At 74.1% G+C, this 26477-nt stretch carries 25 protein-coding genes; 13 read left to right on the top strand and 12 right to left on the bottom strand.

The genetic code is table 11. From position 1 onward, the window contains the following. The first annotated feature begins 1 nt into the window (after position 1). Both ACF1ED_RS26180 and ACF1ED_RS26175 read left to right on the top strand, forming a co-directional pair. Positions 2-880: an acyl-CoA dehydrogenase family protein gene (locus tag ACF1ED_RS26180; protein ID WP_391764393.1), complete on the top strand. Its 879-nt coding sequence runs from the start codon at positions 2-4 to the stop codon at positions 878-880. A 370-nt stretch (positions 881-1250) separates the two neighbouring features. After that, positions 1251-1688, top strand: coding sequence for an ATP-binding protein (locus ACF1ED_RS26175; protein WP_391764391.1), 438 nt, complete (start codon positions 1251-1253; stop codon positions 1686-1688). Between the two features lie 166 nt (positions 1689-1854). Here ACF1ED_RS26175 and ACF1ED_RS26170 read toward each other — a convergent pair whose 3' ends face one another. Next, positions 1855-2781: a cyclase family protein gene (locus ACF1ED_RS26170; RefSeq protein WP_391764498.1), complete on the bottom strand. Its 927-nt coding sequence runs from the start codon at positions 2779-2781 to the stop codon at positions 1855-1857. 84 nt (positions 2782-2865) lie between these two features. On the opposite strand from ACF1ED_RS26170, the gene ACF1ED_RS26165 reads away from it, so the two are divergent. The 4 genes from ACF1ED_RS26165 (at position 2866) to ACF1ED_RS26150 (ending at position 6758) form a co-directional block, all read left to right on the top strand. Beyond that, positions 2866-3780 carry an SDR family oxidoreductase gene (locus tag ACF1ED_RS26165; RefSeq protein ID WP_391764389.1) on the top strand — a complete coding sequence of 305 codons (915 nt, stop codon included), beginning with the start codon at positions 2866-2868 and terminating at the stop codon, positions 3778-3780. A gap of 30 nt (positions 3781-3810) precedes the next feature. Then, positions 3811-4860, top strand: coding sequence for a Zn-dependent alcohol dehydrogenase (locus ACF1ED_RS26160; protein WP_391764387.1), 1050 nt, complete (start codon positions 3811-3813; stop codon positions 4858-4860). Positions 4861-4938: 78 nt separating this feature from the next. Beyond that, on the top strand, positions 4939-6171 hold the full coding sequence (locus tag ACF1ED_RS26155; RefSeq protein ID WP_391764385.1) for an MFS transporter: 1233 nt from the start codon (positions 4939-4941) through the stop codon (positions 6169-6171). Next, positions 6168-6758, top strand: coding sequence for a hypothetical protein (locus tag ACF1ED_RS26150; RefSeq protein WP_391764383.1), 591 nt, complete (start codon positions 6168-6170; stop codon positions 6756-6758). Before ACF1ED_RS26155 ends, ACF1ED_RS26150 begins: the two co-directional genes overlap by 4 nt. On the opposite strand, the gene ACF1ED_RS26145 is transcribed toward ACF1ED_RS26150, so the two are convergent. Then, the gene (locus tag ACF1ED_RS26145) at positions 6719-7702 is read right to left on the bottom strand and encodes a GlxA family transcriptional regulator (protein ID WP_391764381.1); all 984 of its coding nucleotides are present in this window, start codon (positions 7700-7702) and stop codon (positions 6719-6721) included. The two genes, ACF1ED_RS26150 and ACF1ED_RS26145, sit on opposite strands and share 40 nt — an antisense overlap. 97 nt (positions 7703-7799) lie before the next feature. Here ACF1ED_RS26145 and ACF1ED_RS26140 point away from each other — a divergent pair, with 97 nt between their 5' ends. Beyond that, positions 7800-9014 carry an MFS transporter gene (locus tag ACF1ED_RS26140; protein WP_391764496.1) on the top strand — a complete coding sequence of 405 codons (1215 nt, stop codon included), beginning with the start codon at positions 7800-7802 and terminating at the stop codon, positions 9012-9014. Positions 9015-9395: 381 nt separating this feature from the next. After that, positions 9396-10700 carry an MFS transporter gene (locus ACF1ED_RS26135; RefSeq protein ID WP_391764379.1) on the top strand — a complete coding sequence of 435 codons (1305 nt, stop codon included), beginning with the start codon at positions 9396-9398 and terminating at the stop codon, positions 10698-10700. Here ACF1ED_RS26135 and ACF1ED_RS26130 read toward each other — a convergent pair. From ACF1ED_RS26130 to ACF1ED_RS26115, 4 genes are all read right to left on the bottom strand, one after another. Beyond that, positions 10690-11292, bottom strand: a complete 603-nt coding sequence (locus ACF1ED_RS26130; RefSeq protein WP_391764377.1) for a flavin reductase family protein — start codon at positions 11290-11292, stop codon at positions 10690-10692. The genes ACF1ED_RS26135 and ACF1ED_RS26130 overlap by 11 nt on opposite strands. A 163-nt stretch (positions 11293-11455) precedes the next feature. Continuing rightward, on the bottom strand, positions 11456-12175 hold the full coding sequence (locus ACF1ED_RS26125; protein ID WP_391764494.1) for an enoyl-CoA hydratase/isomerase family protein: 720 nt from the start codon (positions 12173-12175) through the stop codon (positions 11456-11458). Positions 12176-12279: 104 nt separating this feature from the next. Then, entirely contained in the window at positions 12280-14502 is a 2223-nt protein-coding gene (locus ACF1ED_RS26120; RefSeq protein ID WP_391764375.1) for an acetate--CoA ligase family protein, read from the bottom strand. Positions 14503-14665: 163 nt separating this feature from the next. Beyond that, positions 14666-15835, bottom strand: coding sequence for a flavin-containing monooxygenase (locus ACF1ED_RS26115; protein WP_391764373.1), 1170 nt, complete (start codon positions 15833-15835; stop codon positions 14666-14668). 157 nt (positions 15836-15992) lie between these two features. On the opposite strand from ACF1ED_RS26115, the gene ACF1ED_RS26110 reads away from it, so the two are divergent. The 3 genes from ACF1ED_RS26110 (at position 15993) to ACF1ED_RS26100 (ending at position 17384) form a co-directional block, all read left to right on the top strand. Beyond that, entirely contained in the window at positions 15993-16445 is a 453-nt protein-coding gene (locus ACF1ED_RS26110; protein WP_391764371.1) for a DoxX family protein, read from the top strand. Beyond that, positions 16442-16855, top strand: a complete 414-nt coding sequence (locus ACF1ED_RS26105; RefSeq protein WP_391764369.1) for a Zn-ribbon domain-containing OB-fold protein — start codon at positions 16442-16444, stop codon at positions 16853-16855. Before ACF1ED_RS26110 ends, ACF1ED_RS26105 begins: the two co-directional genes overlap by 4 nt. Before the next feature lie 118 nt (positions 16856-16973). After that, on the top strand, positions 16974-17384 hold the full coding sequence (locus ACF1ED_RS26100) for a hypothetical protein (RefSeq protein WP_391764492.1): 411 nt from the start codon (positions 16974-16976) through the stop codon (positions 17382-17384). Positions 17385-17430: 46 nt separating this feature from the next. Here the strand turns inward: ACF1ED_RS26100 and ACF1ED_RS26095 are convergent, their stop codons facing one another. Next, positions 17431-19446, bottom strand: coding sequence for a protein kinase (locus ACF1ED_RS26095; RefSeq protein WP_391764367.1), 2016 nt, complete (start codon positions 19444-19446; stop codon positions 17431-17433). A 173-nt stretch (positions 19447-19619) separates the two neighbouring features. Between ACF1ED_RS26095 and ACF1ED_RS26090 the strand changes: the two genes are divergently transcribed. Then, positions 19620-19985: a hypothetical protein gene (locus ACF1ED_RS26090; protein WP_391764365.1), complete on the top strand. Its 366-nt coding sequence runs from the start codon at positions 19620-19622 to the stop codon at positions 19983-19985. Here ACF1ED_RS26090 and ACF1ED_RS26085 read toward each other — a convergent pair. Together ACF1ED_RS26085 and ACF1ED_RS26080 are read right to left on the bottom strand one after the other, a co-directional pair. Then, positions 19969-20214: a DUF397 domain-containing protein gene (locus ACF1ED_RS26085; RefSeq protein ID WP_391764363.1), complete on the bottom strand. Its 246-nt coding sequence runs from the start codon at positions 20212-20214 to the stop codon at positions 19969-19971. The two genes, ACF1ED_RS26090 and ACF1ED_RS26085, sit on opposite strands and share 17 nt — an antisense overlap. Beyond that, on the bottom strand, positions 20211-21074 hold the full coding sequence (locus ACF1ED_RS26080) for a Scr1 family TA system antitoxin-like transcriptional regulator (protein ID WP_391764361.1): 864 nt from the start codon (positions 21072-21074) through the stop codon (positions 20211-20213). Before ACF1ED_RS26080 ends, ACF1ED_RS26085 begins: the two co-directional genes overlap by 4 nt. A 91-nt stretch (positions 21075-21165) precedes the next feature. Here ACF1ED_RS26080 and ACF1ED_RS26075 point away from each other — a divergent pair, with 91 nt between their 5' ends. Beyond that, the gene (locus ACF1ED_RS26075) at positions 21166-21582 is read left to right on the top strand and encodes an ATP-binding protein (protein WP_391764359.1); all 417 of its coding nucleotides are present in this window, start codon (positions 21166-21168) and stop codon (positions 21580-21582) included. Here ACF1ED_RS26075 and ACF1ED_RS26070 read toward each other — a convergent pair. From ACF1ED_RS26070 to ACF1ED_RS26060, 3 genes are all read right to left on the bottom strand, one after another. Next, positions 21576-23822 (bottom strand): FG-GAP repeat domain-containing protein, encoded by a 2247-nt coding sequence (locus tag ACF1ED_RS26070; RefSeq protein WP_391764357.1) that lies wholly within the window; start codon positions 23820-23822, stop codon positions 21576-21578. The genes ACF1ED_RS26075 and ACF1ED_RS26070 overlap by 7 nt on opposite strands. Before the next feature lie 89 nt (positions 23823-23911). Continuing rightward, a complete protein-coding gene (locus ACF1ED_RS26065; protein WP_391764355.1) occupies positions 23912-25204 on the bottom strand; it encodes an FG-GAP repeat domain-containing protein in 1293 nt (430 codons plus the stop codon). After that, positions 25204-26454 carry a hypothetical protein gene (locus ACF1ED_RS26060; RefSeq protein ID WP_391764353.1) on the bottom strand — a complete coding sequence of 417 codons (1251 nt, stop codon included), beginning with the start codon at positions 26452-26454 and terminating at the stop codon, positions 25204-25206. Before ACF1ED_RS26060 ends, ACF1ED_RS26065 begins: the two co-directional genes overlap by 1 nt. Positions 26455-26477 lie beyond the last annotated feature (23 nt).

Below are 26477 nucleotides of genomic sequence, written 5' to 3'. Positions count from 1 at the left end.
CGTGGACTTCCGGTTGAGTCGGGACCAGGAGGACCTGAGGCGAGGCGTGCGGGAACTGCTCGCCGGGCGCTTCGGGCGGGAGGCGCTGCGGGCGGCCGTGGACGGCGCGGCGGACGGCGGCGGGGCCCTCGACCGGGGGCTGTGGAAGGAGCTCGGCGAGGCCGGGTTCTTCGCGCTGCGGCTGCCCGAGGAGCGGGGCGGCGTCGGACTCGGACTGCCGGAGGCGGTGCTCGTCTTCGAGGAGGCGGGGCGGGCGCTGGTGCCGGGCCCGCTCGTCGCCACGCACCTGGCGGCGGGGCCGGTCCCCGGCGCCGCGGAGGGGCGCGCGGTGGTGACCGGGGTCTCGTCCGAGGGGCTGGTCCCCTGGCTGGACGCCGCCGACGTGGTGCTCGGCCCCGCCGGGGACGCCGTACCCGTGCGGTCGGTGGATCCGCTCACGCCCCTGCACCGGGTGCCCGGCACCGGGGGCGCGGAGGTCCGCGAGGCGGCGCTGCTCACCGCCGCCGAGCAGGTGGGGACCGCCGCCTGGTGCACCGACGCCGCCGTGGAGCACGCGCGGCGGCGGGAGCAGTTCGGGCAGCCGATCGGGGGGTTCCAGGCGGTGAAGCACCTCTGCGCGGGGATGCTGGTGCGGACCGAGCTGGCGCGGGCCGCCGTGTGGGCCGCCGCCGTCACCGCCGACCCGGTGGAGATCGCCGGGGCGAAGCTCCTCGCGGACGAGGCGGCCGTGGCGAACGCGCGTGACTGCCTCCAGGTGCACGGCGGGATGGGGTTCACCTGGGAGGCGGACGTCCATCTGCACCTGAAACGGGCGTGGGTGCGGGCCGCGCTGGTGCTGCCGGGGGCGCGGGCGGCGGAGGAGGTGGCCGCCGCGCTCTGAACCGGGAGCGCTCTGAACCGGGAGCGCTCTGAACCGGGGACCACGGGCCCGAACTGGTGACGGAGCGTGTTCGAATTCCGGCGGCTCCGGACGGAACGTCGATATCGGGTTGTGTCCTTCGGGGGGTCGTCACGGGCCGGAGTCGACGTCCCGCTCCGGTACTCTCCGTGGGATGCGAGTGCTTGTGAGGCCGGGTCGCGCCCCGCGTTCGACTCCCCGCCGCGTGCGTCGCACAGTATGGACCATGCGTACTCCTTCGCGCTGGAATATGCCCGAAGCGCTTGTTGCGGTGACTGTACGTCAACCATGCTGTCCCGCAAGGGAATCACGTTCCGTAAAGGTGTGTCCGCCGGTTCGGATGGTGTGAACGGTGCAGGTGCTTCAGGTTCAGTTGGAGGTCGGGCCGGACCCGGCGGAGGTGGGGCGTGCGCGCAGGTGGGCCCGGAAACGGCTGGCCGGATCCGGGATAGGGGACGACGAGCCGCTGGCGGAGACGCTGGTGCTGCTCATCTCCGAACTCGTGACCAACGCGGTGGTCCACACCGGGTGTCCCGCCGTGCTGCGGATGCTCTTCGCCGCGGAGGGCGGGGTGCGGGTCGAGGTCGCCGATCGCAGCGACCGGCCGCCCCGGCCCCGGCACGCGGCCGGCGAGGACACCAACGGGCGCGGCCTGGAGCTGGTGGACGGTCTCGCCGACCGGTGGGGCTGGCAGCCCGAAGGGGCGGGGAAGAGCATCTGGTGCGAGGTCGACCGCACGCCCGCGGCGGCCGGGGAGGGCCTCGGCTCACCCGGACGGGTGCACTGTTGACGCTTCGTTCCGTTTTGCCCACCCTGGGGTGAGCGATTCGCGGCGAGGGGAGCCGAGGGCCGTGCGCCCTCGGCAGGTGCGGGTCGCGGCCGGGTGGCGGCGGTCCGCACCGTGCTCGGGGCGCGCGCGGGCGCGCCGCCACCCGCGGGGGCCGCCGGCCCGGACGTCAGAGGACCGCCACCGGTGCCACCGGCGTGCCCGTGCCGCCGACGAAGGGCTCCGGCATCGCGGAGAGGAAGAAGGCGTAACGGCCTTCTTGTGCACAGGCTGTGGACAACTCCTCCAGATTCCAGTTCTGGCCCTGGAGCATCCCCATCTCGACCAGGTCGAGCGCGTGGACGCCCAGCCACAGGTCCTCGATCTCCGGCGGGAAGATCTCGAAGGTGAGCGTGTCGTTGGCGACGGCCGCCACGTCCCGCGCGTGGAACCACTCCGGGGTGCGGATCGAGAGCCCGGGCGACGGGAAGGCGTACCCGTGCCGGTCCCCGGCCAGGTACAGCCGCATCTGCCCGGTGCGCACGAGGACGACGTCACCGGCCCGGACCTCCACCCGCCCGAACTCCGCCGCCTCGTCCAGGTCCTCCGGGGTCACCGCGTGGTCCCCGGGCAGCCGGTCCACGCCCTTCGCCGCCGCCACGTCGAGCAGCACCCCCCGGCCGACGACGTGCCGGGCCGTGTGGATGCCGCTGTAGGCGGCGCGGCCGTGCGGGGTGATGGTGCCGGCGGGGCGGCCGTTGTAGATGCGGCCCGAGTGCGAGGCGTGCGTGAGGGCGTCCCAGTGGGTGCCGGCCTGGAGGCCCAGGGTCACGGCGTCGTCGCTGGTGGCGACCGTGCCGGGGCCGAACAGCTCCTGGTTGACCTGCACCATCACGTGCAGCGGGTTGACCCGGCCCGGGATCATGCCGGTCTGCACGCCGTCCTGCCGCAGGTCCACGGCGAGGGGGACGCGGCGGCCGGTGCGTACGGCGGCGGCGGCCTCGCGGACCGCCCCCTCGGAGATCAGGTTGAGCGTGCCGATCTCGTCGTCCGCGCCCCAGCGGCCCCAGTTGTTCACGCGCTTGGCGATCTCGTGGAATGCGGCGGGGAGGGACATCGGGGCCTCCGGGGTCTTGTTTTCCGGCATCTGACGACCCATAGAATCTAACGGACCGTCAGAAACTGCGGGAAGGGGCCGGAGATGGGGAACTTCTTGGCGGGCAAGGTCGTCGCCGTGACCGGAGCGGGACGCGGCATCGGCCGCGCGGTCGCCCTCGCGTGCGCCGCCGAGGGGGCGAAGGTCGTCGTCAACGACTACGGCGTCTCCGTCGAGGGCGGCGAACCGACCTCGGAGATCGCGGCCGAGGTCGTGAAGGAGATCGAGGCGGCCGGCGGCACGGCCGTGGCCGTCGCCGACGACATCTCCACCATGGCGGGCGGACAGCGGCTCGTCGACGTGGCGGTGACCGCGTACGGACGGATCGACGGGGTCGTGTGCGTGGCGGGCATCCTGCGCGAGCGGATGCTCTTCAACATGACCGAGGAGGAGTGGGACCCGGTGGTCGCCACCCACCTCAAGGGCACCTTCACCGTCTTCCGCGCCGCCTCGGCGGTGATGCGCAAGCAGGGCTCCGGGGCGCTGATCGGCTTCACCAGCGGCAACCACCAGGGGTCCGTGGCCCAGGCCAACTACTCGGCGGCCAAGGGCGGGATCATCTCCCTCGTGCGCAGCGCGGCCCTCGGCCTGCACAAGTACGGGGTCACCGCGAACGCCGTCGCGCCCGTCGCCCGCACCCGGATGTCCGCGAACGTCCCCATGGAGCTCAAGGAGATCGGCGAACCGGAGGACGTCGCCGCCCTCGTCGTCTACCTGCTCAGCGACCGGGCCCGCGCCGACTCCGTCACCGGGCAGGTCTACACGATCGCCGGCCCCAAGATCGCGGTCTGGGCGCAGCCGCGGGAGCTGCGGGCCGGATACGCCGAGGGCGGCGCGTGGACGCCGGAGCGGATCGCGGACTTCCTGCCGGGGACGGTGGGGACGGACCCGATGCCGATGCTGGCGCGGCTTGAGGAGATGGCCCGTGCCGCCGCCGCGGGCGACCGGCCGAACCAGTAGATCCGGGCACGAGGAGAGGGAGGGGACGTCATGCGGGGTGTGGTGTTCGACGGGAAGAACGTCGAGGTCGTCGGGGACCTGGAGGTACGGGATCCCGGACCGGGGGAGGTGCTGGTCGGGATCCGGGCCGCGGGGCTCTGCCACAGCGACCTGTCCGTCATCGACGGGACCATCCCCTTCCCGCCGCCCGTCGTGCTCGGGCACGAGGGCGCCGGGGTCGTCGAAGCCGTGGGGGAGGGCGTCACGCACGTCGCCGCCGGCGATCACGTGGCGCTCTCCACGCTCGCGAACTGCGGCGCCTGCGCCGACTGCGACGCCGGCCGGCCCACCATGTGCCGCAAGGCCATCGGGAGGCCCGGCCGGCCGTTCTCGCGGCAGGGCAGGCCGCTCTTCCAGTTCGCCTCCAACTCCTCCTTCGCCGAACGGACGGTCGTCAGGGCCGTACAGGCCGTGAAGATCCCCGAGGACGTGCCGTTCCCCTCCGCCGCCCTCCTCGGCTGCGGCGTGCTCACCGGCGTCGGAGCCGTGCTGAACCGGGCGAAGGTGGCGCGCGGCGACACCGTCGTCGTCATCGGCACCGGCGGCATCGGCCTCAACGTCCTCCAGGGCGCCCGGCTCGCCGGCGCGCTCACGATCGTCGCCGTGGACACCAACCCGGCCAAGGAGGAGACGGCCCGCCTCTTCGGCGCCACCCACTTCCTGCCCTCCGCCGACGGCGTGAGGGACGTCCTGCCCACCGGCGCCGACCACGTCTTCGAGTGCGTCGGGCACACCGGACTCGTGCGCACCGCGATCGACCTCCTCGACCGGCACGGCCAGGCCGTCCTCCTCGGGATGACCGCGCCCACGGCGGAGGCGAGCTTCCCGCCCGCCGCGATGTTCCTCGACAAGGCGGTCCTCGGCTGCCGGTACGGCTCCTCCCGCCCGCAGAAGGACATCCCGCTCTACGCCGAGCTGTACCGCACCGGCGCCCTCCTCCTCGACGAACTCGTCACCGCCTCCTACCCGGTGGAGGAGTTCGACCGGGCGCGCGAGGACGCCGGGGCGGGGAAGGTGGCCCGGGGCGTGCTGGTCTTCTAGGGACGGCCCGCCCCGCGGGGCCCGCGCCCTCCGCAAACCCGATCGCCCCCCGGCCGGTCCGCCAGTACGGTCGGCCGCATGGCGTACCGCGAACTCCTCACCCGGCCCGTCCTCACCTGGTGCGCCGTCACCGCCGCGGCCCGGCTGCCGGTCGCCATGGCGCCGCTGGCGCTGGTCTTCCTGGTGCGGGAGCGGCCCGGCGGGTACAGCCTCGGGGCGGTGCTCGCCGCCGTGTACGTGATCGGGGAGATCGTCGCCGCGCCGGTGCTCGGACTGCGGATGCGGGCCGAGCGGGCACGGCCGCAGATGGCGGCCGGACTGGGCGTGGGGGCCGCCGCGTTCACCGGCCTCGGCCTCGCGCAGGGCGCCCACCCCCTGTTCCTGGGGACCCTGGCGGTCCTGGCGGGGGCGGGGCCCGTCGCCGTCTCGGCCGGGCTGCGGGCGCTGCTCACCGCCATGGTGCCCGAGCGGTCCGTGACCCAGGCGCTGAGCCTGGAGTCCATGCTGACCTTCGGGATCTGGGCCGCCGCGCCCGCCCTCACCACCGGGCTCGCGCTCGGCGCCGGGCCCGGGGCGCCGCTCCTCCTCCAGGGCGCCCTCATGGCCCTCGGGCTCGCCGGACTGTGGCTGCTGCCCGCCGGATGGGCGGCGGAGCGGCAGGAGAAGGACGGCACGGCCCGGCGGGCGCTGCTCGCGGCCTGGCCGGTGTACGTCCTCGGGGCGGCGTCGCTGACGCTCCTCGCGCTCGCCGAGCTGATCCTGCCCGCCCTCCTCGAACAGCGCGGGATCGGCATCGGCTGGGCGGGCCCGCTGCTCGCCGGCTTCTCGCTCGGCTCGGTCGCCGGCTCCTTCCTGTACGGGCTCCGCCCCTCCTGGCCCGGGCCGCTCCCGGCGCAATCGCTCCTGCTCGTCCTCGGGGTGACCGCCGGGGTGGCGCTGGTGGCGCTGCTGCCGGGACCCCTCGCCCTCGGCACCGCCCTCGCCCTGGCCGGCCTGCTCCAGGCACCCGCCATGCTCACCCGGAACCTGGCCCTGCGGCAGGTGCTGCCGCCGTCCGCGCTGGCCGCCGGGTACTCGATGATGTACGCCGCCGTCGGCGCCGGTTACGCCGCGAGCGGCACCCTCGCGGGCGGCCTGCTGAGGGTCGTCGCCCCCTCGACGGCGATCCTGTGCGGCGTGGGCCTCACCCTGCTGCTCGTCACCGTCGCGGCCCTCGGCGAGCGGGGCCTCGTACGGAACCGGGAGCCTCGGGAGCCGCGTCTGGGGACCGGGAGCGCACCGGCGCCCGAGGAGCGGAGGAACCGCAGATGACGACCCGCAGGCCCCTGGTCCCGGCCGTTTCCCTGACCCTCGTGTCCCTGCTCGTGACGGGGTGCGGCGGGGCGTCGGCGCCACCGGCCGCGCAGGAGCCGGAGCCGGACCGGACCGCGGCGGGGGCGAGCGGGGCGGAGCGGGGGGACGAGTGGGAGCGGCGGGCCGTGGAGGCCGTCGACGCGGTCGCGGCGGAGGACGTCGGCTACGCCGAGGCCGGGGCCGGGCCGGTCGCCCGGGGCGTGCGCGTCCGGGTCGTGCCGCTGGAGGGGGAGGCGCACACGGTCTTCGTGGCGTGTGCCGGTGCGGGGGCCGTGAAGGTCGTCATCGGCGGCGCGGCCCCGTCGGCCGTGCCGTGCGACGCGACCGCCGTGCACCACCGGGTGCCGAGCGCCCCGGCCCAACTGCCGATCCAGGTCACGGCGGTGGGCGGGGCGACCGGCGCGATCGCCTGGCGGATCGAGTCCGTGGCCCTCGACGACGGCACGACCGGCTCGGCTTCCCCGGGCCCGGCGGCCGACCCGCACGAGGACGACGACGACACCGGTCACCCGGCGGGCAGGCCCGGGCGGAAGGTGCGCCGGTAGGCGGTCGGGGTGACGCCGATCGCGGCCATCAGGTGGACCCGCAGCGACTGGGCGGTGCCGAAGCCGGAGTCCTGGGCGACCCGGTCGACGGGCAGGTCGCTGGTCTCCAGGAGGTGACGGGCCCGCTCCACGCGCTGCTGGGTGAGCCACTGGCCGGGACTGACGCCGACCTCGTCGCGGAAGCGGCGGGTGAAGGTCCGGACGCTCATCGCCTCCCGCTCGGCGAGGTCCCGCAGCTGGATCGGCTCGTGGAGGTGGGCGAGCGCCCAGGCGCGGGCGGCGGTCGTGGCGCGGGCGGAGGCGTCCGGGACGGGGCGGGCGATGTACTGCGCCTGCCCGCCGTCCCGGTGCGGCGGGACGACCGTGCGGCGGGCCACGTCGTTGGCGACCGCCGCGCCGTGGTCGCGGCGCACGATGTGCAGGCAGAGGTCGAGCCCGGCGGCGACGCCCGCCGAGGTGAGCACGTCGCCGTCGTCCACGAACAGGACGTCGGCGTCGACCCGGACGCTCGGGAAGAGCCGCTGGAAGTGGTCGGCGGACGCCCAGTGGGTGGTGGCCGGGCGGCCGTCGAGATGACCGGCGGCGGCGAGGACGTACCCGCCCGTGCAGATCGCGACGAGCCGGGTGCCGGGCCTGATGTGCGCGAGGGCGGCGGCCAGTTCGGCGGGGAGCCTGCCCTCCTCGTAGACCGGGCCCAGCTCGTACGAGGCGGGGACCACGACCGTGTCCGCCGTGGCCAGCGCCTCCGGGCCGTGCTCCACGTACACGGCGAAGTCGGCGTCGGTCTGCACCGGGCCGGCGGCCACCGCACACGTCACGATCTCGTACAGCGGCCTTCCCCCGGAGTCCTTGGCGCGGCCGAAGATCCGGTGCGGGATGCCCAGCTCGAAGGGGAGCAGCCCGGGCAGGGCGAGGACGACGACGCGGTGGGGCTGCGGCGGCACGGGCACTCCCTCGGCAAAATCAGTGGTGGTCCAGACCACTCGGTGGTACGACTGGCTGTCCGTGACGGACAACACGTACAAGCCTGAGGCCGACGCGCTGATTCCCGTGCCCCTCGCGCCGCCCGCCCTCTGGAACCGTAACTTCCGGCTCTTCTTCACCGCGCGCGCCGCCGCCGTCCTGGGCGAGGGCATGGTCCCCGTCGCCTTCGCCGCGGGACTCCTCGGCGCCGGCCGGCCCGGCTCCTCCGTCGGCTACGCCCTCGGTCTGTGGACCGCCGCCTTCGCCGTCTTCGTCCTCTTCGGCGGCGTCCTCGCCGACCGCTTCACCGCCCGCCGCATGATGATCACCGCCGATCTGCTGCGGCTGCCCGGCGCCGCGCTGCTCGCCGTCGCCTTCGCGGTCGGCAGCCCCCCGCTGTGGGCGGTGTACGCGCTCTCCGTCGTCGCCGGCGTCGGCGCCGCGCTCTTCCAGCCGGGCGTCGCCTCCACCATCCCGCGCATCGCCCCCGACGTGCAGCGCGCCAACGCCGTCCTGCGGGTGGTGGAGGCGCTGATGACGATGGCGGGCCCGGCGCTCGCGGGCCTCCTCGTCGCCGTCTGGAACGCGGGCGCGGCCTTCGCCGCCAACGCCGCCACCTTCGCCGTCAGCGCCGTCTGCTTCCTGCTGATGCGGATCCCGCCCGCACCCCCCGGCGGGCGGGAGCGCGGCTCCTTCGCCTCCGAACTGGCCCTCGGGTGGCGGGAGTTCCGCTCGCGCAGCTGGCTGTGGGGAGTCATCTCCATCTGGACCGTGTACGGCCTGACCGTCGCCGGCCCGATGGTGCCGCTCACCGCGAGCCTGGTCACCGGCGCGCACGGCTCGGCCGTGTACGGCACGCTGATGGCCGTCAACGGCGCGGGCAGCGCCCTCGGCGGCCTCCTCGCCCTCCGGATCCGCCCCCGCCGCCCCCTGGCCTCCGGCGCCGTCGCCCTCCTCGGCCTGCCGGTGAACCTGGCGCTCCTCGGCCTCGGCGCGCCGGTCCCGGTGCTGGCGGCCGGGCAGTTCGTGGCGGGCACGGCCTTCGCGTACTGGCTCGTCATGTGGTCCACGGCCGTCCAGACGCACGTCCCGCAGGAGGCCCTGAACCGCATGCACGCCTACGACGTGGCCGGATCCCTGCTGATGATGGGCGTCGGACGCGCCCTGTCCGGCCCGGTCGCGGGCCTCGTGGGCACGGAGGCGGTGCTGCTCGCGGGGGCGGGCATCGCGGTCCTCGTGGTGGCGGCCCTGCTGTCGGTCCGGCCGATCAGAAACCTGCCGCGGGTGGGGTAGAGCGGGGGCGGGGTAGGGCGCGGGCGGGGCGGCGAGGGCCGGTGGGGAGACGGCGAGGGCCGGTGGCCGGGCCGTCGGCGGGTCCATCGGTCCGAACCATCGGTCCGAACCATCAGTCCGAACCATCAGTCCGAACCATCAGTCCGAACCATCGGTCCGAACCATCGGTCCGAACCATCGGTCCGAACCGCCGGTCCGATCCGTCGGCCGGGTCCACTGGCCGGATCCGTCGGCCCGATTCGCCGGCTGGGTCCACTGGCCCGATCCGCCGGTCCGATCCGTCGGCCGGGTCCGGTGGCCCGACCCGCTGGCCCGATCCGTTGGAAACGTGGCAGCCGGGCCAATGGCGGGGGGCGGGTCGTGGCCGGGATGCTCGGTGGCATGGCCCAGACAACGGAGCACCGCCCCTCCACCCCCGCCCGCGCACCCCGCGCACCCCGCTTCCACCGTGCCTGGTCCGTCGCCGCGGTCACCTTCGTCACGATCATCGGCGCGGCCGCCTTCGCCTCCCTGCCGGGCCTGCTCATCGAACCGCTCCACGACGAGTTCGACTGGTCGCGCGGCACGATCGGCTTCGCGGTCTCCGTGAACCTCGCCCTCTACGGCCTCACCGCCCCCTTCGCCGCCGCCCTCATGGACCGCTTCGGCATCCGCCGGGTCGTCGCCGTGGCCCTGACGGTGATCGCGCTCGGCTCCGTGCTCACGGTCTGGATGACGGCGGCCTGGCAGCTCGTCCTCTTCTGGGGGGTCCTCGTCGGCCTCGGCAGCGGCTCCATGGCGCTCGCCTTCGCCGCGACCGTCACCAACCGCTGGTTCACCGCCCGCCGCGGCCTCGTCACCGGCATCCTCACGGCGGCCGGCGCCTCCGGGCAGCTGGTCTTCCTGCCGCTCCTGTCCTGGCTGGTCGAGCACCACGGCTGGCGCCCGGCGGCCGTGACGGTCGCCCTCTCCGCGATCGCCGTCGTCCCGTTCGTCTGGCTGCTGCTCCGCGACCACCCGGCGGACGTCGGCCTCGCCCCGTACGGCGGGGAGTACGCCGAGAAGCCCGCCCCCGTCACGGGCGCGGCCCGCCGCGCCGTCACCGTCCTGGCCAAGGCCGCGAGGACGGGGCCCTTCTGGCTCCTCGCCGGCACCTTCGCGATCTGCGGCGCCTCCACGAACGGCCTGGTCAAGACGCACTTCGTGCCCGCCGCCCACGACCACGGCATGCCGGTCACGGCCGCCGCCGGGCTCCTCGCCGTCATCGGCGTCTTCGACGTCGTCGGCACGATCGCCTCCGGCTGGTTCACCGACCGCTTCGAGGCCCGCCGGCTGCTCGCCGTCTACTACGCCCTGCGCGGGATCTCGCTCCTCTTCCTCCCCGTGCTCCTGGCCCCCTCCGTCCACCCGCCGATGCTGTTCTTCATCGTCTTCTACGGCCTCGACTGGGTGGCGACCGTCCCGCCCACGATCGCCCTGTGCCGCGAGCACTACGGCGAGGACTCCGCGATCGTCTTCGGCTGGGTCCTCGCCTCCCACCAGGTCGGCGCGGCGGCCGTCGCCTTCGCGGGCGGCGTCGCCCGGGACGTCTTCGGCTCCTACGACCCCGTCTGGTACGCCTCCGGCGCGCTCTGCGCCGCGGCCGCCCTGATGGCCCTCGTCATCCGCCGCCCCGGCAAGGAGCGGGGTCTGCCGCTCACGGCGTGAACCGCCCGAACCGCCCCCGGTGGAACAGCAGCGGCTCCCCCTCGCCCTCCTCCGCGCCCAGCGCCTCCACCCGGCCCACCACGATCAGGTGGTCGCCGCCCGTGTGGACGGCGGTGACCGCGCAGTCGATCCAGGCGGGGACGCCGGGCAGGCGGGGGGCGCCGGTGACGGGGGCGGGGGTCCAGTCGACGCCCGCGAACTTGTCGGCGCCGCTGACCGCGAAGGCCCGGCAGAGGGGGCCCTGCTCCGCCCCCAGGACGTTGACGCAGAAGGTCCCGGCGGCGGCGATGCGGGGCCAGGTGGTGGACGTCCTGGCGACCATGAAGGCGACCAGGGGCGGGTCGAGGGAGAGGGAGGCGAAGGACTGGCAGGCGAAGCCGGTCGGACCGGCCCCGTCGAGCGTCGTCACGAGGGTGACGCCGCTCGCGAAGTGGCCCAGTACGCGGCGGAACTCCGCCGGGTCCACCGGCGCCCGCTCGTCCTCGCGCACGGCCCGCAGCGCGGGCCGGGGGAGGGGTTCGACGGCCGTGGGCGCCCCGGCCGCTCTCAGGTGTCGGACGGCGGTGGCCGCCATCCCCGCGTGTCCCATCATGTCCGCCATTGAAACTGACGGATCGTCAGATGGGAATGGCCGCGACGCCCTCCCTTGCCGCCCCTCCCTCACCGGCCCGCGCGCTCACCGGCCCGCGCGCTCACCGGCCGTCGAGCTCACCGGCCGTCGAGCCCACCGGCCGTCGAGCCCACCGGCCGCGCGCTCACCGTCCCTCGTACCGCGCCTCCCGGCGCTCCACGAAGCTCGCCACGCCCTCCTGGGCGTCGCGCGTCGTCATGTTCAGCTCCTGGGCGAGGGCCTCCGCCGCGAAGGCGGTCGCGCGGTCCACGTCCAGGGAGGCGTTGACCAGCTGCTTCGTCAGCATGAGCGCCCGGGTCGGGCCCTGGGCCAGGCGTTCCGCCCAGGCGCGGGCCGTCTTCTCCAGGTCGGCCGCCGGGACCACCCGGTTGACCAGCCCCATCGCGTGCGCCTCCGCCGCCGGCAGCGCGTCGCCGAAGTACATCAGCTCCTTCGCCCGCTGCGGCCCGATCAGGCGGGGGAGGAGGTACGCGCCGCCGCCGTCGGGGACCAGGCCCCGGCGGGCGAAGACCTCCACGAAGCGGGCGGATTCGGCGGCGAGCACCAGGTCGCAGGCGAAGGCCAGGTGCGCGCCGATGCCCGCCGCCGTGCCGTTCACCGCCGCGACCACCGGCTTCTCGCAGTCCATGACGGCGGCGACGAACCGCTGCGCGCCCCGCCGGATCATGCGGGCCGCGTCCCCGGCGGCCCTGTCCCCCGTCGGGGGGGAGCCCCGCAGGTCCGCGCCCGCGCAGAAGCCGCGCCCGGTGGCGGTGACGACCACGGCCCGTACGGCGGGGTCGGCGGAGGCGTCGGCCAGCAGGGCGATGATCCGCTCCCGCTGGTCCCAGGTGACGGCGTTCATCGCCTCGGGGCGGTTGAGCGTGATCCACGAGACGCCGTTCTCGACGGAGTGGAGGACGTCGGGCGCGTCGGGTACGTCGGGTACGTCGGGCACGGCACGGGCTCCTATCGGCAGACGGCCAGCGCGTCGAGGGCCACCGCGCCCTGGCCGCGCGGCAGCACCATCAGCGGGTTGATGTCGAGTTCGGAGAGGTCGCCGTCGAGTTCGAGGGCCATCCGCTGGACCCGGAGCACGACCTCGACGAGCGCGTCGACGTCGGCGGGCGGCGCGCCGCGCACGCCGTCGAGGAGGGCCCGGCCGCGGAGTTCGTCCAGCATCGAGCGGGCCTCGCGCTCGCCGAAGGGCGGCACGCGGACGGCCGTGTCGTTCAGGACCTCCACCAGGACCCCGCCGAGGCCGACGGTGACCGTCGGGCCGAACAGCTCGTCGCGGGTCACCCCGACGACCATCTCGACGCCCTTGCCCACCATCTGGCAGACCAGGACGCCGTCGAGGTCGATCCCCTCGTAGCGGGCGATGTCGGTGAGGTCGCGGTACGCGTCGCGGACCTGGCTGGCCGAGGTCAGGCCGACCTTGACCAGGCCCAGCTCGGTCTTGTGGGCGAGCTGCCCGCCGGACGCCTTCATCACCACCGGGTAGCCGACGAGCCCGGCGGCCCGGACGGCCGCCGCCGCGCTCGTCACCAGCTGCTCGCGCGGGACGCGGATGCCGTACGCGCGCAGCAGTTGCTTGGCGGCGTGCTCGCTGAGCCGCTGCCCGGGGCGCATCAGGGCCTGGGCCTTGCGGAAGGACGGGGAGGGGGTGCGGGGGGCCTCGTCGAAGGGGGAGCGGTAGCCGGTGGTGAAGCGGTGGTGGTCGAGGTAGGCCTTCACGGCGCCGATGCAGTTGGCGAAGGTGCGGAAGGTGGCGACGCGGGAGGAGCCGAGGAGGGTGGTGCGGTAGGCGTCCTCGGTGCCGACGGGCGAGCCCCACACCACGCACACCAGCTTGTCGGTGGCCTCGGCCGCCTCCACCAGGTCCTGGGCGAGCTTGTCGCTCATGGGCGGGAAGGGGCCGGTGATGGGACAGATGAGGACGCCGACGGAGGGGTCGGCGAGGATCGCGTCGATGATCTTCCGGCCGCGCCAGTCGCCGACCGGGTGGCCGCCGTTGTCGACGGGGTTGGCGACGTTCAGGTACTCCGGGATCCACTGGTGCAGCTCGTCCTGCCTGGCCTGCGGGAGGGTGGGCAGGGTGAGCCCGGCGGCCGTCGCGAGGTCGGCGAAGTGGGCGCCGGTGCCGCCGGAGATCGAGTAGACGACGACGCCGTCCGCGAGCGGCTTGCGGGCGCGGGCGAGCAGGGCCGCGGTGTCCTGGAGCTGGTCGAGGCCGTCGACGCGGATGACGCCGAACTGCCGCATGGCCGCGTCCACGACCCGGTCCGCGCCGGTCAGCTTCCCGGTGTGGGAGGCGGCGGTGCGCGCGCCGGTCTCGGTCCTGCCGACCTTCACGGCCACCACGGGCACGCCCTCGCGGGCCGCGCGGTCGGCGGCGAGGAGGAAGGACCGGCCGTCCTTGAGCCCTTCCACGTAGGCGGCGATGGCGCCGACCTCGGGGAGGGAGGCGAAGTAGGAGAGGAAGTCGGCGGTCTCCAGGTCGGCCTCGTTGCCGGTGGGCGCCCAGTGGGAGAGGCGGACGCCCAGCTCCTGGAGGGTGAAGACGGGCCGGCCCTGGTGCCCGGACTGGGTGATGAGGGCGACGGCGGGGCCTTCGAGGTCGTCGCGGAAGCGCTCGAAGGCGTTGAGGTTGGTGTTGGGCCCGAGGAGGCGGACGCCGGTGCGGCGCACGGCCTCGGCGAGCCGTTCCTGCGCGGCGGCCCCGGTGGCGCCGGTCTCGGCGAAGCCGGAGGCGAAGGCGACGGCGAAGCGCACCTTGGCCTCGCCCAGCTCCTCGATGACGGGCAGCGGGTCGGCGACCAGGAGGACGGCGAGGTCCACGGGTCCGGCCAGGTCGCGGACGGACCGCACGCAGGGGAGGCCGAAGACGCCGGCGCGGGTCGGGTGGACGGGTACGAGCTCCGCGCCGACCCGCTCGGCCCAGGCGAGCAGCTGCCGGGTGATGCCGGTGTTGGGCCGTCCCTCGGTGTCGGAGGCGCCGACGACGGCGACGGACCGGGGCCGGAAGAAGCGGCCGAGGTCGGGGACCTCGGCGTACAGCGCCCGCCCGCTGACGTCCCGGTCGCCGGGCGCGGCGGCGTGCCCGTGGACGGCGGTGCGGGGGGATTCCCCGCAGGCGTCCACCCGGGCGCGCAGACCGGTGGTGAAGGTGCCGTGAGTCGATCCAAGCATCGTTCCGCTCCGCCCTTCCGTGCAGGACGCGTCCCGGACAAGTGACCTGACGCCTAGTCAGATTACAGAACTGACACCCAGTCAGGAATGGGGCGGGCCGCAGGAAGCGCGAAGGCCCCGCCGGAAGGGGCGGGGCCGTGCGCGTCGCTGTCCGGAATGGTCCCTACTTCCGCTTCTGTTCCCGTCCGGGCCTGGTGCGGGCGATCCGGCGGGCGATCCGGTGCGCGTCCCGGGAGAGTTCGCGCAGCATGCCGCTGATGGGGTTGGTGAAGCCGGTGAAGTAGAGCCCGGGGGCCTGCCGGGAGCAGCGGGGGCCGCTGACGCGGGGCCGGCCGTGGGGGTCGAGGACGTCGAGGTGGCCGACGAGGGGTTCGAGGGCGCGGCGGTAGCCGGTGGCGGCGATCACCGCGTCCGGGGTGATCCGGGTGCCATCGGCGAGGAGCACCTCGCGGCCCTCCAGGGCCTCGACGGCCGCGACGACCTCGACCTTCCCGGAGCGGACGGCGTCGACGAGGCCGACGTCCTGGACCGGGATGGCCCCGGCACGCGCGCGCGTGGCGAGGCCGGTGTCCGGGCGGGGCAGGCCGTGGGCGGAGAGGTCGGGGACGGCGAGCCGGTTCATGCCGGTGCCGAGGAGGTCCACCAGGGCGGGCGGGAGGCGCCGGATCAGGATGCCGGTGCGCTGGGCGGGCCAGCCGGCCGTGGTGCGGCGGACGATGTGCGGGACGGTCCTGACGGCGATCCGGACCCGCGCCGCGCCGCCCTCGGCGAGGTCGGCGGCGATCTCGGCGCCGGTGTTGCCGACGCCGACGACGAGCACGTCCCTGCCCGCGTACGGCTCCGGGTTCCGGTACTCCCGCGCGTGGACGAGGTCCCCCTCGTACGTGCCGAGGCCCGGCCAGTCCGGCAGCCTCGGGGTGTGGTTGAAGCCGGTGGCGACGACCACGGCCCGGCCGGTCAGCCGCCGCCCGCCGGTCGCGTGCAGCACCCAGCCCCCGGTCCCGTCCTGCGCGCGCTCGATCCGGTGCACCTCGACGCCGGTGACGACGTCCAGCTCGTGCTTCTCGGCGTACGCCTCCAGGTAGCGGACCACGTCGGCGCGGGCGACCCAGCGGCCGTACGCGCGGGGTATCCGCAGTCCGGGCAGGGCGGAGAGGCGGCGGGTGGTGTGCAGGCGCAGCCGGTCGTAGTGGCCGCGCCAGGAGGTGCCGACGGCCCCGGACTTCTCCAGGACGACGGCGCGGACGCCCCGGGCGCGCAGGGTGGCGGCGACCGCGAGCCCGCCGGGGCCGGCGCCGATGACGTACACCGGTTCTTGGGGGGTGGTGACCATGACTGCTGAGCGTAATGACGTGTACACGTAGTGGGTCTCGGTCAAGAGGGGTTTCGGTTGCGAAACGGTCACGCGCTCCGACCCCTTGCGGAGGGCGGGGGCGCTGCGCTGAACTGACGTGCCGTCAGATATCGAGGTCCATCGAGGAGGACCACGCATGCAGACCGTCTGGCTCACCGGCGCCGAATGGCTCGCCGTCCTCCGCATCGGCCTCGGCCTGTGGTGGCTGGAGAGCTGGCGCCACAAGGACAAGAAGGGCTGGTTCGAGCGCGGCACCGGCATCGCCTGGGCCGCCGAGGTCGCCGGCAAGCACCGGTGGCCGCAGGTCGGGAAGGGCTTCGACGCGGTCGTCGCCCCCCGCCCCAAGCTCATGGCCCACGTCGTCGTCCACGCCGAACTCGCCCTCGGCCTCGGCCTGGTCACCGGCTTCCTCACCCCGATCGCCCTCGTCGGCGGCCTCCTCCTCAACCTCCTCTACCTCGTCCTGATGATCCACGACTGGGCCGAGCAGGGGCAGAACGCGATGATGGCGCTGATCTCCCTGGTCGCCCTGTTCGCGATGGCCTGGCAGACCTGGTCCCTGGACTCCGCGATCGGACTCTTCCTGTGACGGCCACCCCCGACATCGACGCCTTCACCCGCCCCTACTGGGACGCCGCCGCCGAGGGCCGCCTGCTGATCCGCCGCTGCCGGGCCTGTGCGCGCCCCCACCACTACCCGCGCGAGTTCTGCCCCCACTGCTGGAGCGAGGACGTCGTCTGGGAGACGGCGAGCGGCCGCGCCACGCTCTACACCTGGTCCGTCGTCCACCGCAACGACCTGCCGCCCTTCGGGGAGCGGGTGCCGTACGTGGCGGCGGTCGTCGACCTGGCGGAGGGGCCGCGCATGATGACGGAGGTCGTGGACGTGGCGGAGGGCGACCTCCGGGTGGACATGGGGCTGGAGGTCGCCTTCCGGACGGGCGCCGACGGGGTGACGGTGCCGGTGTTCACGGCGCCGGGCCGGGCGGGCGGCGCCTAGGACGTGTCCGGTCGATCATGACGGGCTGCTCGGCGATCAAGGTGGTTCGATCATCGGCCGGCCTGTCCATGCTCCCCCGCTGATGCGCGAGAACAGGCTTAGGGTGACGGGCGTGGACATGCGAACGGTCATCGAGGACCTGGTAGAAGAAGCCGAACGACAGCTCCGCGATCGGACCTGGATCCCGGAACCCGCCGACCGCACCGTCGCCGCGAAGGCCGCCGCCGACCTGGGCGCCACCGTCGGCGACCCGGAAGACCAGCAGGCCCTGCCCACGGTCGACCGGCTGGCACACCTGCGGGAGGCGCTCGCCAATCTGGCCATCGCCCTCGCCCACGTCCACGGACGCCTGGCCTGGTTCCTCGGCGCGGCCGCCACCGCGCTCACGCCCATCCTGCACTGGCGCGCCCTGCCCGCCGAGGACGGCACCACCTTCGGCGCCGTCCGCCCGACCCTCCAGCAGTACATGGAGGCCGAAGAAGCGGTCCGCCGCCTCCAGAGCACCCTCACCGACATCAGCACCGCCTGACATCACCCGGCTCGGCTGGGGAGGGACATGAACGTCCGGACAAGTCCTAGAGGGCGCCGATGTTGCGCCAGAACTGCTGCGCGTAGGTGCTGCTGCACGCGAAGGACGACACGGCGCCCGGGTTGGCGGTCAGGCACTGGCCGTTGCCCGCGTTCTTGAACTGCCGGCCCGCCGACGTGGAGGACGCGACCTTCCAGGACTGGGAGCTCGCGCCGTTGCACGGGGCGACCGTGACGGCGATGCCGCTGCCGGGCTGGAGGCACTGGTCGGACCTCTTGCTGACCAGCCGGAAGGAGCCGTCGGAGTTGGCCCGGTACGTCCAGGAGTAGTTTCCGGCGCTCGGGTTGGAGCCGCACTCCATCGCGTTGACCGTGACCACCCCGTACGGCTGCTTGTACTCCGTCAGGCAGTTGCCGGTGTTCCCGTTCTCCAGCGCGTACGTCCCCGAGGGCCCCGACCCGCCCCCGCCGGAGGTGGGCTTCGGCGTGGGCTGCGGGGCGGCCGTGGTGGGGCGCGGGGCGGCGGTCGTCGGACGGGTGGTGGTGCCCCCGGAGGACGAGCCGCCGGAGGACGTACCCCCGGAGGACGAGCCGCCGGAGGTGGACGAGCCGCCCGAGGAGCCGTCGCCGGATCCTCCGACGGAGCCGCCGGTGGACCCTCCGGTGGACCCGCCGGAGGACGTCGAACCGCCCCCGCCGCCCCCGCTCCCGCCCCCCGGGCCGTCCCCGGGGGGCGGCAGCTGGCCCGGCGGCACCGCCGTCGTGCTCGCCGCGCCGGACGGCGTCCCGGACGACGGTTTCGCGGACCCGGACGCCGAGCCGGACGGCGTCCCGGAGGACGGCTTCGCGCCCGGCGCCGCCGAGGACGTGCCCGGCCCCGCCGGGGAGGCGACCTCCGTCGGGGACCCGGAGGGCCGTCCCTGCGCGCCGGCCCGCCCGAGCTCGTACGGCCCCAGGGTCAGCGTCAGCGTCGTACCGGTGGTGATCACGACGGGCACGGCCAGCATGACCAGCCGGTTCCGCCGCCTGCGGTCGTTCCCGCCCGCCGGCTTCCCCGTGAGGGCGTACGCCGGGTCCGTCGCCGGTGCCTGCGGGGTCAGGGGAGCGGTGGCCACGTCCTGGGAGGGGTCGACGGCCTCCAGCTCGGCCAGCGCCTCGGCGGTCGGCGCCCCGGCCGCGAAGGCCGACCGCTCCGCGATCCGCGCGGCGACCGGCTCCGGCCACTCCACGCCCGCCGCGCGCGCGTCCGCGTGCCCGACGAGCTCGGTGGCGGACGGCCGGTCCTCCGGGTCCTTGGCGAGACACGTCCGGACGAGGTCGGCGAGGCCGGGGTCGGCGTCCGTCAGGCGGCCGAAGTCCGGCTCGCCGTGCACGACCCGGTAGAGCAGGTCGTGCCCGGAGCCGTCGCCGAACGGCGGCCGTCCGTTGGCCGCGTAGAGGACGAGGCTGCCGAGCGCGAAGACGTCCGCGGCCCCGGTCAGCACCTTGTCGGCGACGGCCTGCTCGGGCGCCATGTAGGCGGGGGTACCGATGATCATGCCGGTCTTCGTCAGCCGGCTCTGGTCGGCGGCCCGCGCCACCCCGAAGTCGATGAGGGAGAGCCCGTCGCCGGTGAGCATCACGTTGGACGGCTTGAGGTCCCGGTGCACCATCTCGGCGGCGTGCACGGTCCGCAGCCCGGCCGCCGCCTCCCGCAGCAGCCGCCACAGCGCGTCCACCGGCAGCGGCCCGCCGTTGAGCCGCAGCGCGTCGTTGAGCGTCACGCCGGGGATGAAGGCGGTGGCGAACCACGGCGGCTTCGCGAGCCGGTCGCTCGCCAGCAGCCGGGTGCTGGCCCCGGCGGGCAGCCGCGCCAGGTTGTCCAGCTCGTGCCCGAAGTGACTGAGGAAGTCCTTGTCCTCGGCGAGCGCCGGCAGCACCCTCTTCACGGCGGCGTACGTCCCCGGGACCGCGCCCAGGTACACCCGCCCCATCCCGCCGGAGCCGAGCACGCCGAGCAGGCGGAAGGCGCCGATGCGGCGCGGGTCGTCCGCGTCGAGCGGGATCGCCCCGCTCCCGGTCAAATTAGAGTCGTTTTCCAATTCCCCCTGCATGGGCCACAGGGTAGCCCAGTGCGATCAGCATCTGAACGGCCGTCAAGCCGTCGTTACCGTGCTGTGGTTGAAGGTTGTGTGAAGGGGCGCGGCGTACGCCCGGAGTTCTTCCCTCCGTCACCGCCGGGCCCGACCCTGGCCCCATGCGACCCGCACCCGGCGACATCGTCCACGCCTACCGCAAGACGAAACCCCCCTCCCGCCGCCGCCTCAGCCTCCGCCTCGGCGTCCAGCACCCCGTGCTGCGACTCTCCCCCATGTCCTTCACGGACGAGCACGGCCACGACTGGATCGAGGTCCTCCCCGTCCCGTACGGCGCCCTGGAGACCCGCCTCGACCCGGAAGCGGTCGTCCTGATCCCCGTCCTCGACGTCGTGAGCCACAAGGAGTCCCTGGCGCCCGAGGCGCCGGCCGTCATCCTGGAGGTCATGGAAGACGGAGAGCCTCCCTGGCCGACGCTCAGGGAGGCTCTCCGGAGGGGACGGGGCGGCTCTACGCCCGCGCGGTGACCCCGACGAACGCGGCCCAGGCCGCCGGCGCGATGGCGAGCTGCGGCCCGTGGGGGACCTTGGAGTCACGGACGTGGACGAGGGTGGGGTGGGCGGCGACCTCTACGCAGTTGCCGCCTTCGGCGTCGCTGTAGCTGGACTTGCGCCAGTTGTAGGCGACCTCGATGCAATTGCCGCCCTCGGGGCCGCTGTAGCTGCTCTTGAACCAGGCAAGATCCGCGGTGCTCATCGTTCTCCCAGCAGTTTCTCGATCCAGGTCAGGGACTCCCGCTTGGTGAGTGCCTGTGAGCGCAGGATTCCATAGCGCTCGGAGTGCTGGCGAACCTCTTCCGGGTCGGTGATCAGCCGCGAGTGTCCGTACAGCTCGGTGTACGCGACCTCTCGCCGTCCCGGGGGCGTTAGCAGGGTGAATGCTCCGCCCAGATAAGGGTGTTCCTCGCTTTCCAGGGGAAGGATCTGCAGCTCTACGGTCCGCCGTTGGCCGATCTCCAGGATGCGACGCAACTGCTCCCGGTGGATCTCCCATCCGCCGAAGGGCCGGAGAAGGGCACCAGCCTCCAGTAGGAAGGTGAGCGTCGGGGCGGGCCAGCGTTCGAAGATCACCTGTCGTGAGATCCGCCCGGCGAGGCGCTTCTCGATGGTCTCCTCGTCCAGCATGGGTCGACTGTGCTCGAACAGCGAGCGCGCGTACGCAGGCGTCTGCAGAATGCCCGGCACCGCCTGCACCTCGTAATAGTGCGCCGCCAGCGCCCGCGCCTCCTCGTTCGCGAAACTCTGGAACCAGTCCGGATGCCGCACCCGCGCCCGCGAGATCGCCCGCTCCGTTTCCTCCACGGCCGCCGCCAGCACACCCCCCGCCTTCAGCACCTCCTCCGCGCGCAGCAGGAAGTCCGGCTGGGGGTTTCGTACCCCCCTCTCGATCGACGAGACCAGGTCCTCGCTGCAATGCGTGTCCGCCGCGAGCTGTGCCTGGCTCAGGCCCGCGTTCGTCCTCAACACCTTGATGATCTTCCCCAGCGCCTTGAACAGGTGCGTCGTACCGTCTACTTCGGAGGGCTTCTCCGGCCGCTCCTCGTTTTTCCCCGACATCCGTACCGCCCTCTTGGCGTACTCGTACAGTTACCCAGCGTCGTGGCGTCGCTGCTGGTCAGGGTAGGGCGCTGGTTCCATCCTCGGAGCCATGAAGCCGGAAAACACCACTCCAAGAAGTGAGTACGCGCCGGAGTTCACGCTCCGTCTGACCCCCACGCCCCGGGGCGCACGCCTGGCGCGTCTGCTGGCGGCGCACCAGTTGGGCGACTGGGGGGTGGCGGGCCCGGCGCTGGAGGCGGCGGAGCTGGTGGTGGCCGAACTGGCGAGCAACGCGGTGCGGCACGGGCGGGTGGCCGGGCGGGACTTCGAGCTGCGGATGGAGCGGGACGGGGACCACGTACGGATCGAGCTGTCGGACGCGCGGGGCGAGCGGCGGCCGTTACCGTCCGGGGAGCCCGACGAGGGCGGCTACGGGCTGCTGCTCGTGGCCACCCTCGCGACGACCTGGGGCGTCAAGGACCGCACGGTCGGCAAGACGGTCTGGGCGACCGTCCCCCGTCAGTAGAGGTACAGGCTCGTGGGCTCGCTGTAGCTCCTGAACGGCTGCCGGGGGGAGAAGGGCGTGGCCCGCTGTCCGGTGCCGAGGTAGACGTAGGGCTCGTGGTACTTCGACACGCTGAACAGGTCGGCGTGCCCGTCCCGGTTGACGTCGCCGAAGCCGGTGACGTGGTGGTAGCCCTGCCAGCCGCCGCCGATCCGGGTGCGGGTGGTGAAGGTGCCGTCGCCCTTGCCGAGGTAGAGCCAGAGGACGCCGTCCTTGTCGCGGGCGACGAGGTCGCCGGCGGCGGCGCCGGCGACGTTCCCGACGGCGGCGAGGTCGTTGTAGCCCTGCCAGCCGCCGCCGACCTTGGTCCGCTTGGCGAAGGGCGCGGACGCGCTGCCGGTGCCCTTGTACAGCCACAGGACGCCCGCCTTGTCGGCGGCGAGGAGGTCGGTGCGGCCGTCGCCGGTGAGGTCGGCGGCGCTGGTGATCCTGTCGTACGCCTGCCAGCCGCCGCCGACCTGCACGCGCTTGGTGAAGCCGGTTCCCGTGCCCTGGTAGAGCCAGAGGACGCCGCTGCGGTCGCGGGCCAGGAGGTCGGACTTGGGGGCGCCGGCGAGGTTGCCGGTGGCGACGATCCGGTCGTAGGCGTCCCATCCGCCGCTGCCGAGGACCATGGGGGCGGACTCGGAGGTGCGCCGGCCGTCGAGGGGGTCGACGGGGTGGTGGGCCCAGAGCTGGCCGCCGGCCTGCTGGACCAGGTCCGGGACGCCGTTGTCGTCGTAGTCGTGGGGGACGGGGGCGCGCCGGACGGTGAAGCCGCCGGACTTCTCCAGGACGGGGCCGACGCCGCTGGAGGGCTCGGCCGTCAGCTGCCAGGTGTAGGCGCCGTTCGGGACCGGGGCGTAGGCGGGGGAGCCGACCGAGCTGCCGAACCGGCCGTTCCACAGGGTGCGGTACACGCCGCCGCCCTCGTACGTGGGGCTCCAGGTGACCGACTGCCCGGTCGCCGTGTGGGTGAGCTTCACCTTGACGGCCGCGTTGGTGGCGCTCAGGCGCCACGACAGGGGCACCTGCGTCTGCCGGTCGAGGTCGACCAGGTCCGGCACGTCGTGGCCCAGCAGCGTGAGCGCGGTGGGCCGGCCGGTGGTCGCGACCTGCGTGGCCTCCGGGACGCCTTCCGGGCCGGGGCCGATCCGGTAGACGCCCTCGCCGCGGGCGAGGGTTCCGCCCTGGGCGAGGAGGGCGTCGCCGGGACCGGGGGTCATCGCCGTGAAGCTGTCGAGGACCTTGACCGTCCTCCCGTCCGTCAGGGACCGGGCGGTGAGGGCGTACAGCGGGTTCGGCCGGTACGCCTCGTGGGCGCCGTCCTGGCCGTAGAGGACCCAGCCGTCGAGCAGTCCGACCCGGAGGTTCGACGTGCCCCGCAGCGGGATGCGCAGGGCGTCGGCGGGGGTCTTGCCGCGGGGCATGACGAGCACGGTGGCGGTGGTGTCCGTCGTCATCTCGACCCAGGCGAGGTGCGTGGGGGAGACGGCGAGGCCGCTGATCGCGTACGGGGGCGCCACGTCCTCGACGACCGCGCGCCGCTCGACGTCGACCACGGTGTGGTGGTAGGCGGCCGTCGGCTTCGCCGGGTCCGAGTAGTACACCAGGACCGTGCCGGGGGAGTCCGTGACGACGGCGGTGATGTTCGCGAGCTCGGGGAAACCGGTGATCTTCTCGGCGCGCAGACCGGTCGCCGTCCTGGTGACGAGGTGCAGTTCCTCGCCGCCCTCGGGGTCGGTCCACACGGCGACGGCCGAGGACGGGCCGACGGCCTGGCCGGTCTGGTAGCCCGGTGCGACGTGGCCGAGGTCGATCACCACGGGTTCGCCGTCCGAGCCCATGTCCCGGATGGTGAGGACGCCGCTGTCGACCTGGGTGAGCAGGTCGCTCCGCCTGGTCGGCAGGTAGGTCCCGGTGCCGGGCAGCGTGAGGGTGGAACCGTCCGCGTACCTCGTCCACAGGGAGGAGGCGGTGTCTTCGGTGTAGTGCACGCTCAGGAACCCGGAGGGTCCGGCGGAGGCCAGGTTTCCGCCGTCCTTGATCAGCGGGACCGGCGGCTGGGCGTCGGCGGGGGCCGTCACCGCCGTCGGCGCGGCCGCGACCGCCGGGGCGGTCAGGGCGCCGCCGGTCACCGCGAGGGCGACGGCCACGGCGGCGGCGAGCCGACGCGTGCGGGGCGTGCGGGTGATGCGGGCGGTACGGGCGGTACGGGACAACGGAGACGTTCCTCCCCATGAGCGCGGGCGTGGCGCGACACGCCACGCCCGCATGACTCACGAGGAGATCGAAAGGTTGTACGTCAGCGTCAGAGGACGTTCACGTACTTCCCGTCGGGGTTGTCCAGGTCCAGTTCCTCGGGGGTGCCGTAGGGGGCGTCCACGAGGCCCGTGGTCGGGTAGTACCGGGAGCCGGCGGTGTCGATGGCGAACAGGTCCACCCGCCCGTCCCCGTTCTGGTCGCCGAGGCCGGCGAGGTGGGTGAACCGCTGCCAGCCGCCGCCGACCTGGCGGCGGGCGGTGAAGGTGCCGTCGCCCTTGCCGAGGTAGAGCCAGAGGACGCCGTCCTTGCCGCGGGCGAGGAGGTCGCCGCCGGTGGCCCCGGCGATGTTCCCGGGCGCGGTGAGGAGGTTGTACTGCTGCCAGCCGCCGCCGATCTGCACGCGGGGCTTGAAGGGTGCCGCGGCGTCGCCGGTGGAGGCGTAGAACCACAGGACGCCGGAGGCGTCGGTGGCGAGGAGGTCGCCGCGGCCGTCGGCGTTGAGGTCCGAGCCGCCGGTGATCTTGTTGTAGACCTGCCAGCCGCCGCCGATCTTCGTGGGCGGCAGGAACTCCTGGCCCTCGCCCTGGTGCAGCCAGAGCACGCCGTCGCCGTCCCGCGCGACGACGTCGGGCGAGCCGGAGCCGCCGAGGTCGCCCGGGGCGGCCGTCAGCGTGTACTGGCGCCAGTCCGGGCCGGACAGCCCGATCGGGAACTCGTACCACGGCCCCCGCCAGTCCGCGTGCAGCCGGCGCAGCCACTCGGTGTCGTACGCGGTCATCCACCCGTCCGCGGACTGGATGAGGACGTCGGGGACGCTGTTGGCGTCGTAGTCGCGCGGCGCCGGCGGCCGGTTCAGGGTGAAGCTGCCCGTCCGCTCGACGGAGTTCCCGGCCGCGTCGTAGGCGAGCATCCGCCAGGTGTACTCGCCGGCGAGGGGCGACATGCGCTTCGGGGTGTAGCTGGCCAGCTCGAAGCGGTGGCTGGAGGAGAGCTCTCCGGTGTTCCCGAGCGCCCACATGTGGGCCTCGGTGTCGTGGTACAGCGTGAAGTCCTCGACCGTCACCGGTCGGTCGAACTCCCAGACCATGGAAGCCCGGTCGCCCGGCTCGTCGAAGTCGATGACCGTGGGCATCTCCACGCGCGTCACGACGGGGACCTCGGCCGTCGCCTGCCCGGCCGCCGACGGGGTGGGCGCGGGCGCGGCGACGGCCGCCGGTGCGGTGAGCAGGGCGCCGGTGACGGCCGCGGCGGCGAGGACGGCGGCGGCCGCGTGGCGCCGGATCCGCGCGTTCACGACGGTCCTTTCGGCGAGCGGGCGGAACGGGAGGGGGGAGGCCATCAGAAGACGGTCCCGGAGTTGAGGGCGTCCGGCAGGTGGTGCAGCTGCTCGGCGGGCTTGAAGGGGCCGTTCACCGAGTTCGCGCTGGCGTAGTAACGGCCTCCGTCGGGGCCGATGGCGTACAGGTCGACCCGGCCGTCGCCGTTCTTGTCGCCGAAGGGGGCGAGGCCGGTGTACTGCTGCCAGCCGCCGCTGACCAGGCGGCGGGCGGTGAAGGTGCCGTCGTCCTTGCCCAGGTAGAGCCAGAGGACGCCTTCCGCGTCGCGGGCGACGAGGTCGCCGCCGGTGGCGCCGGCGAGGTCGCCGGTGGCGGTGATCTGGTTGTAGATCTGCCAGCCGCCGCCGATCTTCACGCGGGGCTTGAAGGGCGCCGTGGCGTTGCCGGTGGAGGCGTAGAACCACAGGACGCCGGAGGTGTCGCGGGCGAGGAGGTCGTCCCGGCCGTCGGCGTTCAGGTCGGAGCCGCCGATGAGCTGGTTGTAGATCCGCCAGCCGGTGCCGATCTTCGTGCGGGGGAGGAACCCCTGGCCCTCGCCCTGGTGGAGCCAGAGCGTGCCGTCACCGTCCATGCCCACGACGTCGTCCGCCGGGGTGCCGGCGAGGTCGCCGGTGGCGGTCGTCAGCGTGTAGCCGCTCCACTCGGTGCTGAGGACGGTCGGGGTCAGCGGCTTGTCCGGCCCGAAGAAGCGCAGCTGGTTGGTGTCGTACGCGGACAGCTGCCCGGCGGCGTCGCGGACGAGGACGTCCTCGGAGCCGTTGCTGTCGAAGACGCGCTTCTTCGCGGGGCGGTCGAGGGTCAGGGTGCCGGTCCGCTCGACGCCCGGGCCGGTCCGCTCCTCGTTCTCGGCCGTCATCTTCCAGGTGTACTCGCCGCTGTAGCCGGCCAGGCCGTCCCACCAGTCGCCGTTGGCGCGCAGCCGGAAGCTCCACACGGTGCCGGCGACGGTGTCGGTGATCGTCCGCTGCTTCCCGCTGGCGGTGTGGGTCAGGGTGAGCGTGACCCAGGCGGGGCGGTTGAACTCCCAGTTCGCGTAGGCGATGTCGTCCGGGCTGTCGAAGTCCAGGACGGCCGGGACCTCTTCGCGCGTCACGGCGAGGTCGGGCAGGTCCTCGCCGCTCGACGCGGCCGTGGGCGCGGGCGCGGCGAGGGCCGCGGGGGCGGCGAGGAGGGTGCCGGTCACGGCCGCCGCGGTCGCGGCGGCGAGGGCGGCGGCGGCCGTCAGGCGCCGCCGGGAGGTGTGCTGCTTCATGTCGGCTCTTTCGGTCGTGACGG

The sequence above is a fragment of the Streptomyces sp. NPDC014656 genome, assembly GCF_043084305.1.
Lineage (GTDB): Bacteria > Actinomycetota > Actinomycetes > Streptomycetales > Streptomycetaceae > Streptomyces.
Note: the sequence above shows the minus strand (reverse complement) of the source record. Positions and strands in the feature narration are given on the sequence as shown.

Bases quoted from the DNA above. Each gene is read 5' to 3' on its own strand.
- ACF1ED_RS26170 (WP_391764498.1), bottom strand. From the start codon at position 2,781: ATGTCCCTCCCCGCCGCATTCCACGAGATCGCCAAGCGCGTGAACAAC.
- ACF1ED_RS26165 (WP_391764389.1), top strand. From the start codon at position 2,866: ATGGGGAACTTCTTGGCGGGCAAGGTCGTCGCCGTGACCGGAGCGGGA.
- ACF1ED_RS26160 (WP_391764387.1), top strand. From the start codon at position 3,811: ATGCGGGGTGTGGTGTTCGACGGGAAGAACGTCGAGGTCGTCGGGGAC.
- ACF1ED_RS26155 (WP_391764385.1), top strand. From the start codon at position 4,939: ATGGCGTACCGCGAACTCCTCACCCGGCCCGTCCTCACCTGGTGCGCC.
- ACF1ED_RS26150 (WP_391764383.1), top strand. From the start codon at position 6,168: ATGACGACCCGCAGGCCCCTGGTCCCGGCCGTTTCCCTGACCCTCGTG.
- ACF1ED_RS26135 (WP_391764379.1), top strand. From the start codon at position 9,396: ATGGCCCAGACAACGGAGCACCGCCCCTCCACCCCCGCCCGCGCACCC.
- ACF1ED_RS26130 (WP_391764377.1), bottom strand. From the start codon at position 11,292: ATGATGGGACACGCGGGGATGGCGGCCACCGCCGTCCGACACCTGAGA.
- ACF1ED_RS26125 (WP_391764494.1), bottom strand. From the start codon at position 12,175: ATGAACGCCGTCACCTGGGACCAGCGGGAGCGGATCATCGCCCTGCTG.
- ACF1ED_RS26120 (WP_391764375.1), bottom strand. From the start codon at position 14,502: ATGCTTGGATCGACTCACGGCACCTTCACCACCGGTCTGCGCGCCCGG.
- ACF1ED_RS26115 (WP_391764373.1), bottom strand. From the start codon at position 15,835: ATGGTCACCACCCCCCAAGAACCGGTGTACGTCATCGGCGCCGGCCCC.
- ACF1ED_RS26110 (WP_391764371.1), top strand. From the start codon at position 15,993: ATGCAGACCGTCTGGCTCACCGGCGCCGAATGGCTCGCCGTCCTCCGC.
- ACF1ED_RS26100 (WP_391764492.1), top strand. From the start codon at position 16,974: ATGCGAACGGTCATCGAGGACCTGGTAGAAGAAGCCGAACGACAGCTC.
- ACF1ED_RS26090 (WP_391764365.1), top strand. From the start codon at position 19,620: ATGCGACCCGCACCCGGCGACATCGTCCACGCCTACCGCAAGACGAAA.
- ACF1ED_RS26085 (WP_391764363.1), bottom strand. From the start codon at position 20,214: ATGAGCACCGCGGATCTTGCCTGGTTCAAGAGCAGCTACAGCGGCCCC.
- ACF1ED_RS26080 (WP_391764361.1), bottom strand. From the start codon at position 21,074: ATGTCGGGGAAAAACGAGGAGCGGCCGGAGAAGCCCTCCGAAGTAGAC.
- ACF1ED_RS26075 (WP_391764359.1), top strand. From the start codon at position 21,166: ATGAAGCCGGAAAACACCACTCCAAGAAGTGAGTACGCGCCGGAGTTC.
- ACF1ED_RS26065 (WP_391764355.1), bottom strand. From the start codon at position 25,204: ATGGCCTCCCCCCTCCCGTTCCGCCCGCTCGCCGAAAGGACCGTCGTG.
- ACF1ED_RS26060 (WP_391764353.1), bottom strand. From the start codon at position 26,454: ATGAAGCAGCACACCTCCCGGCGGCGCCTGACGGCCGCCGCCGCCCTC.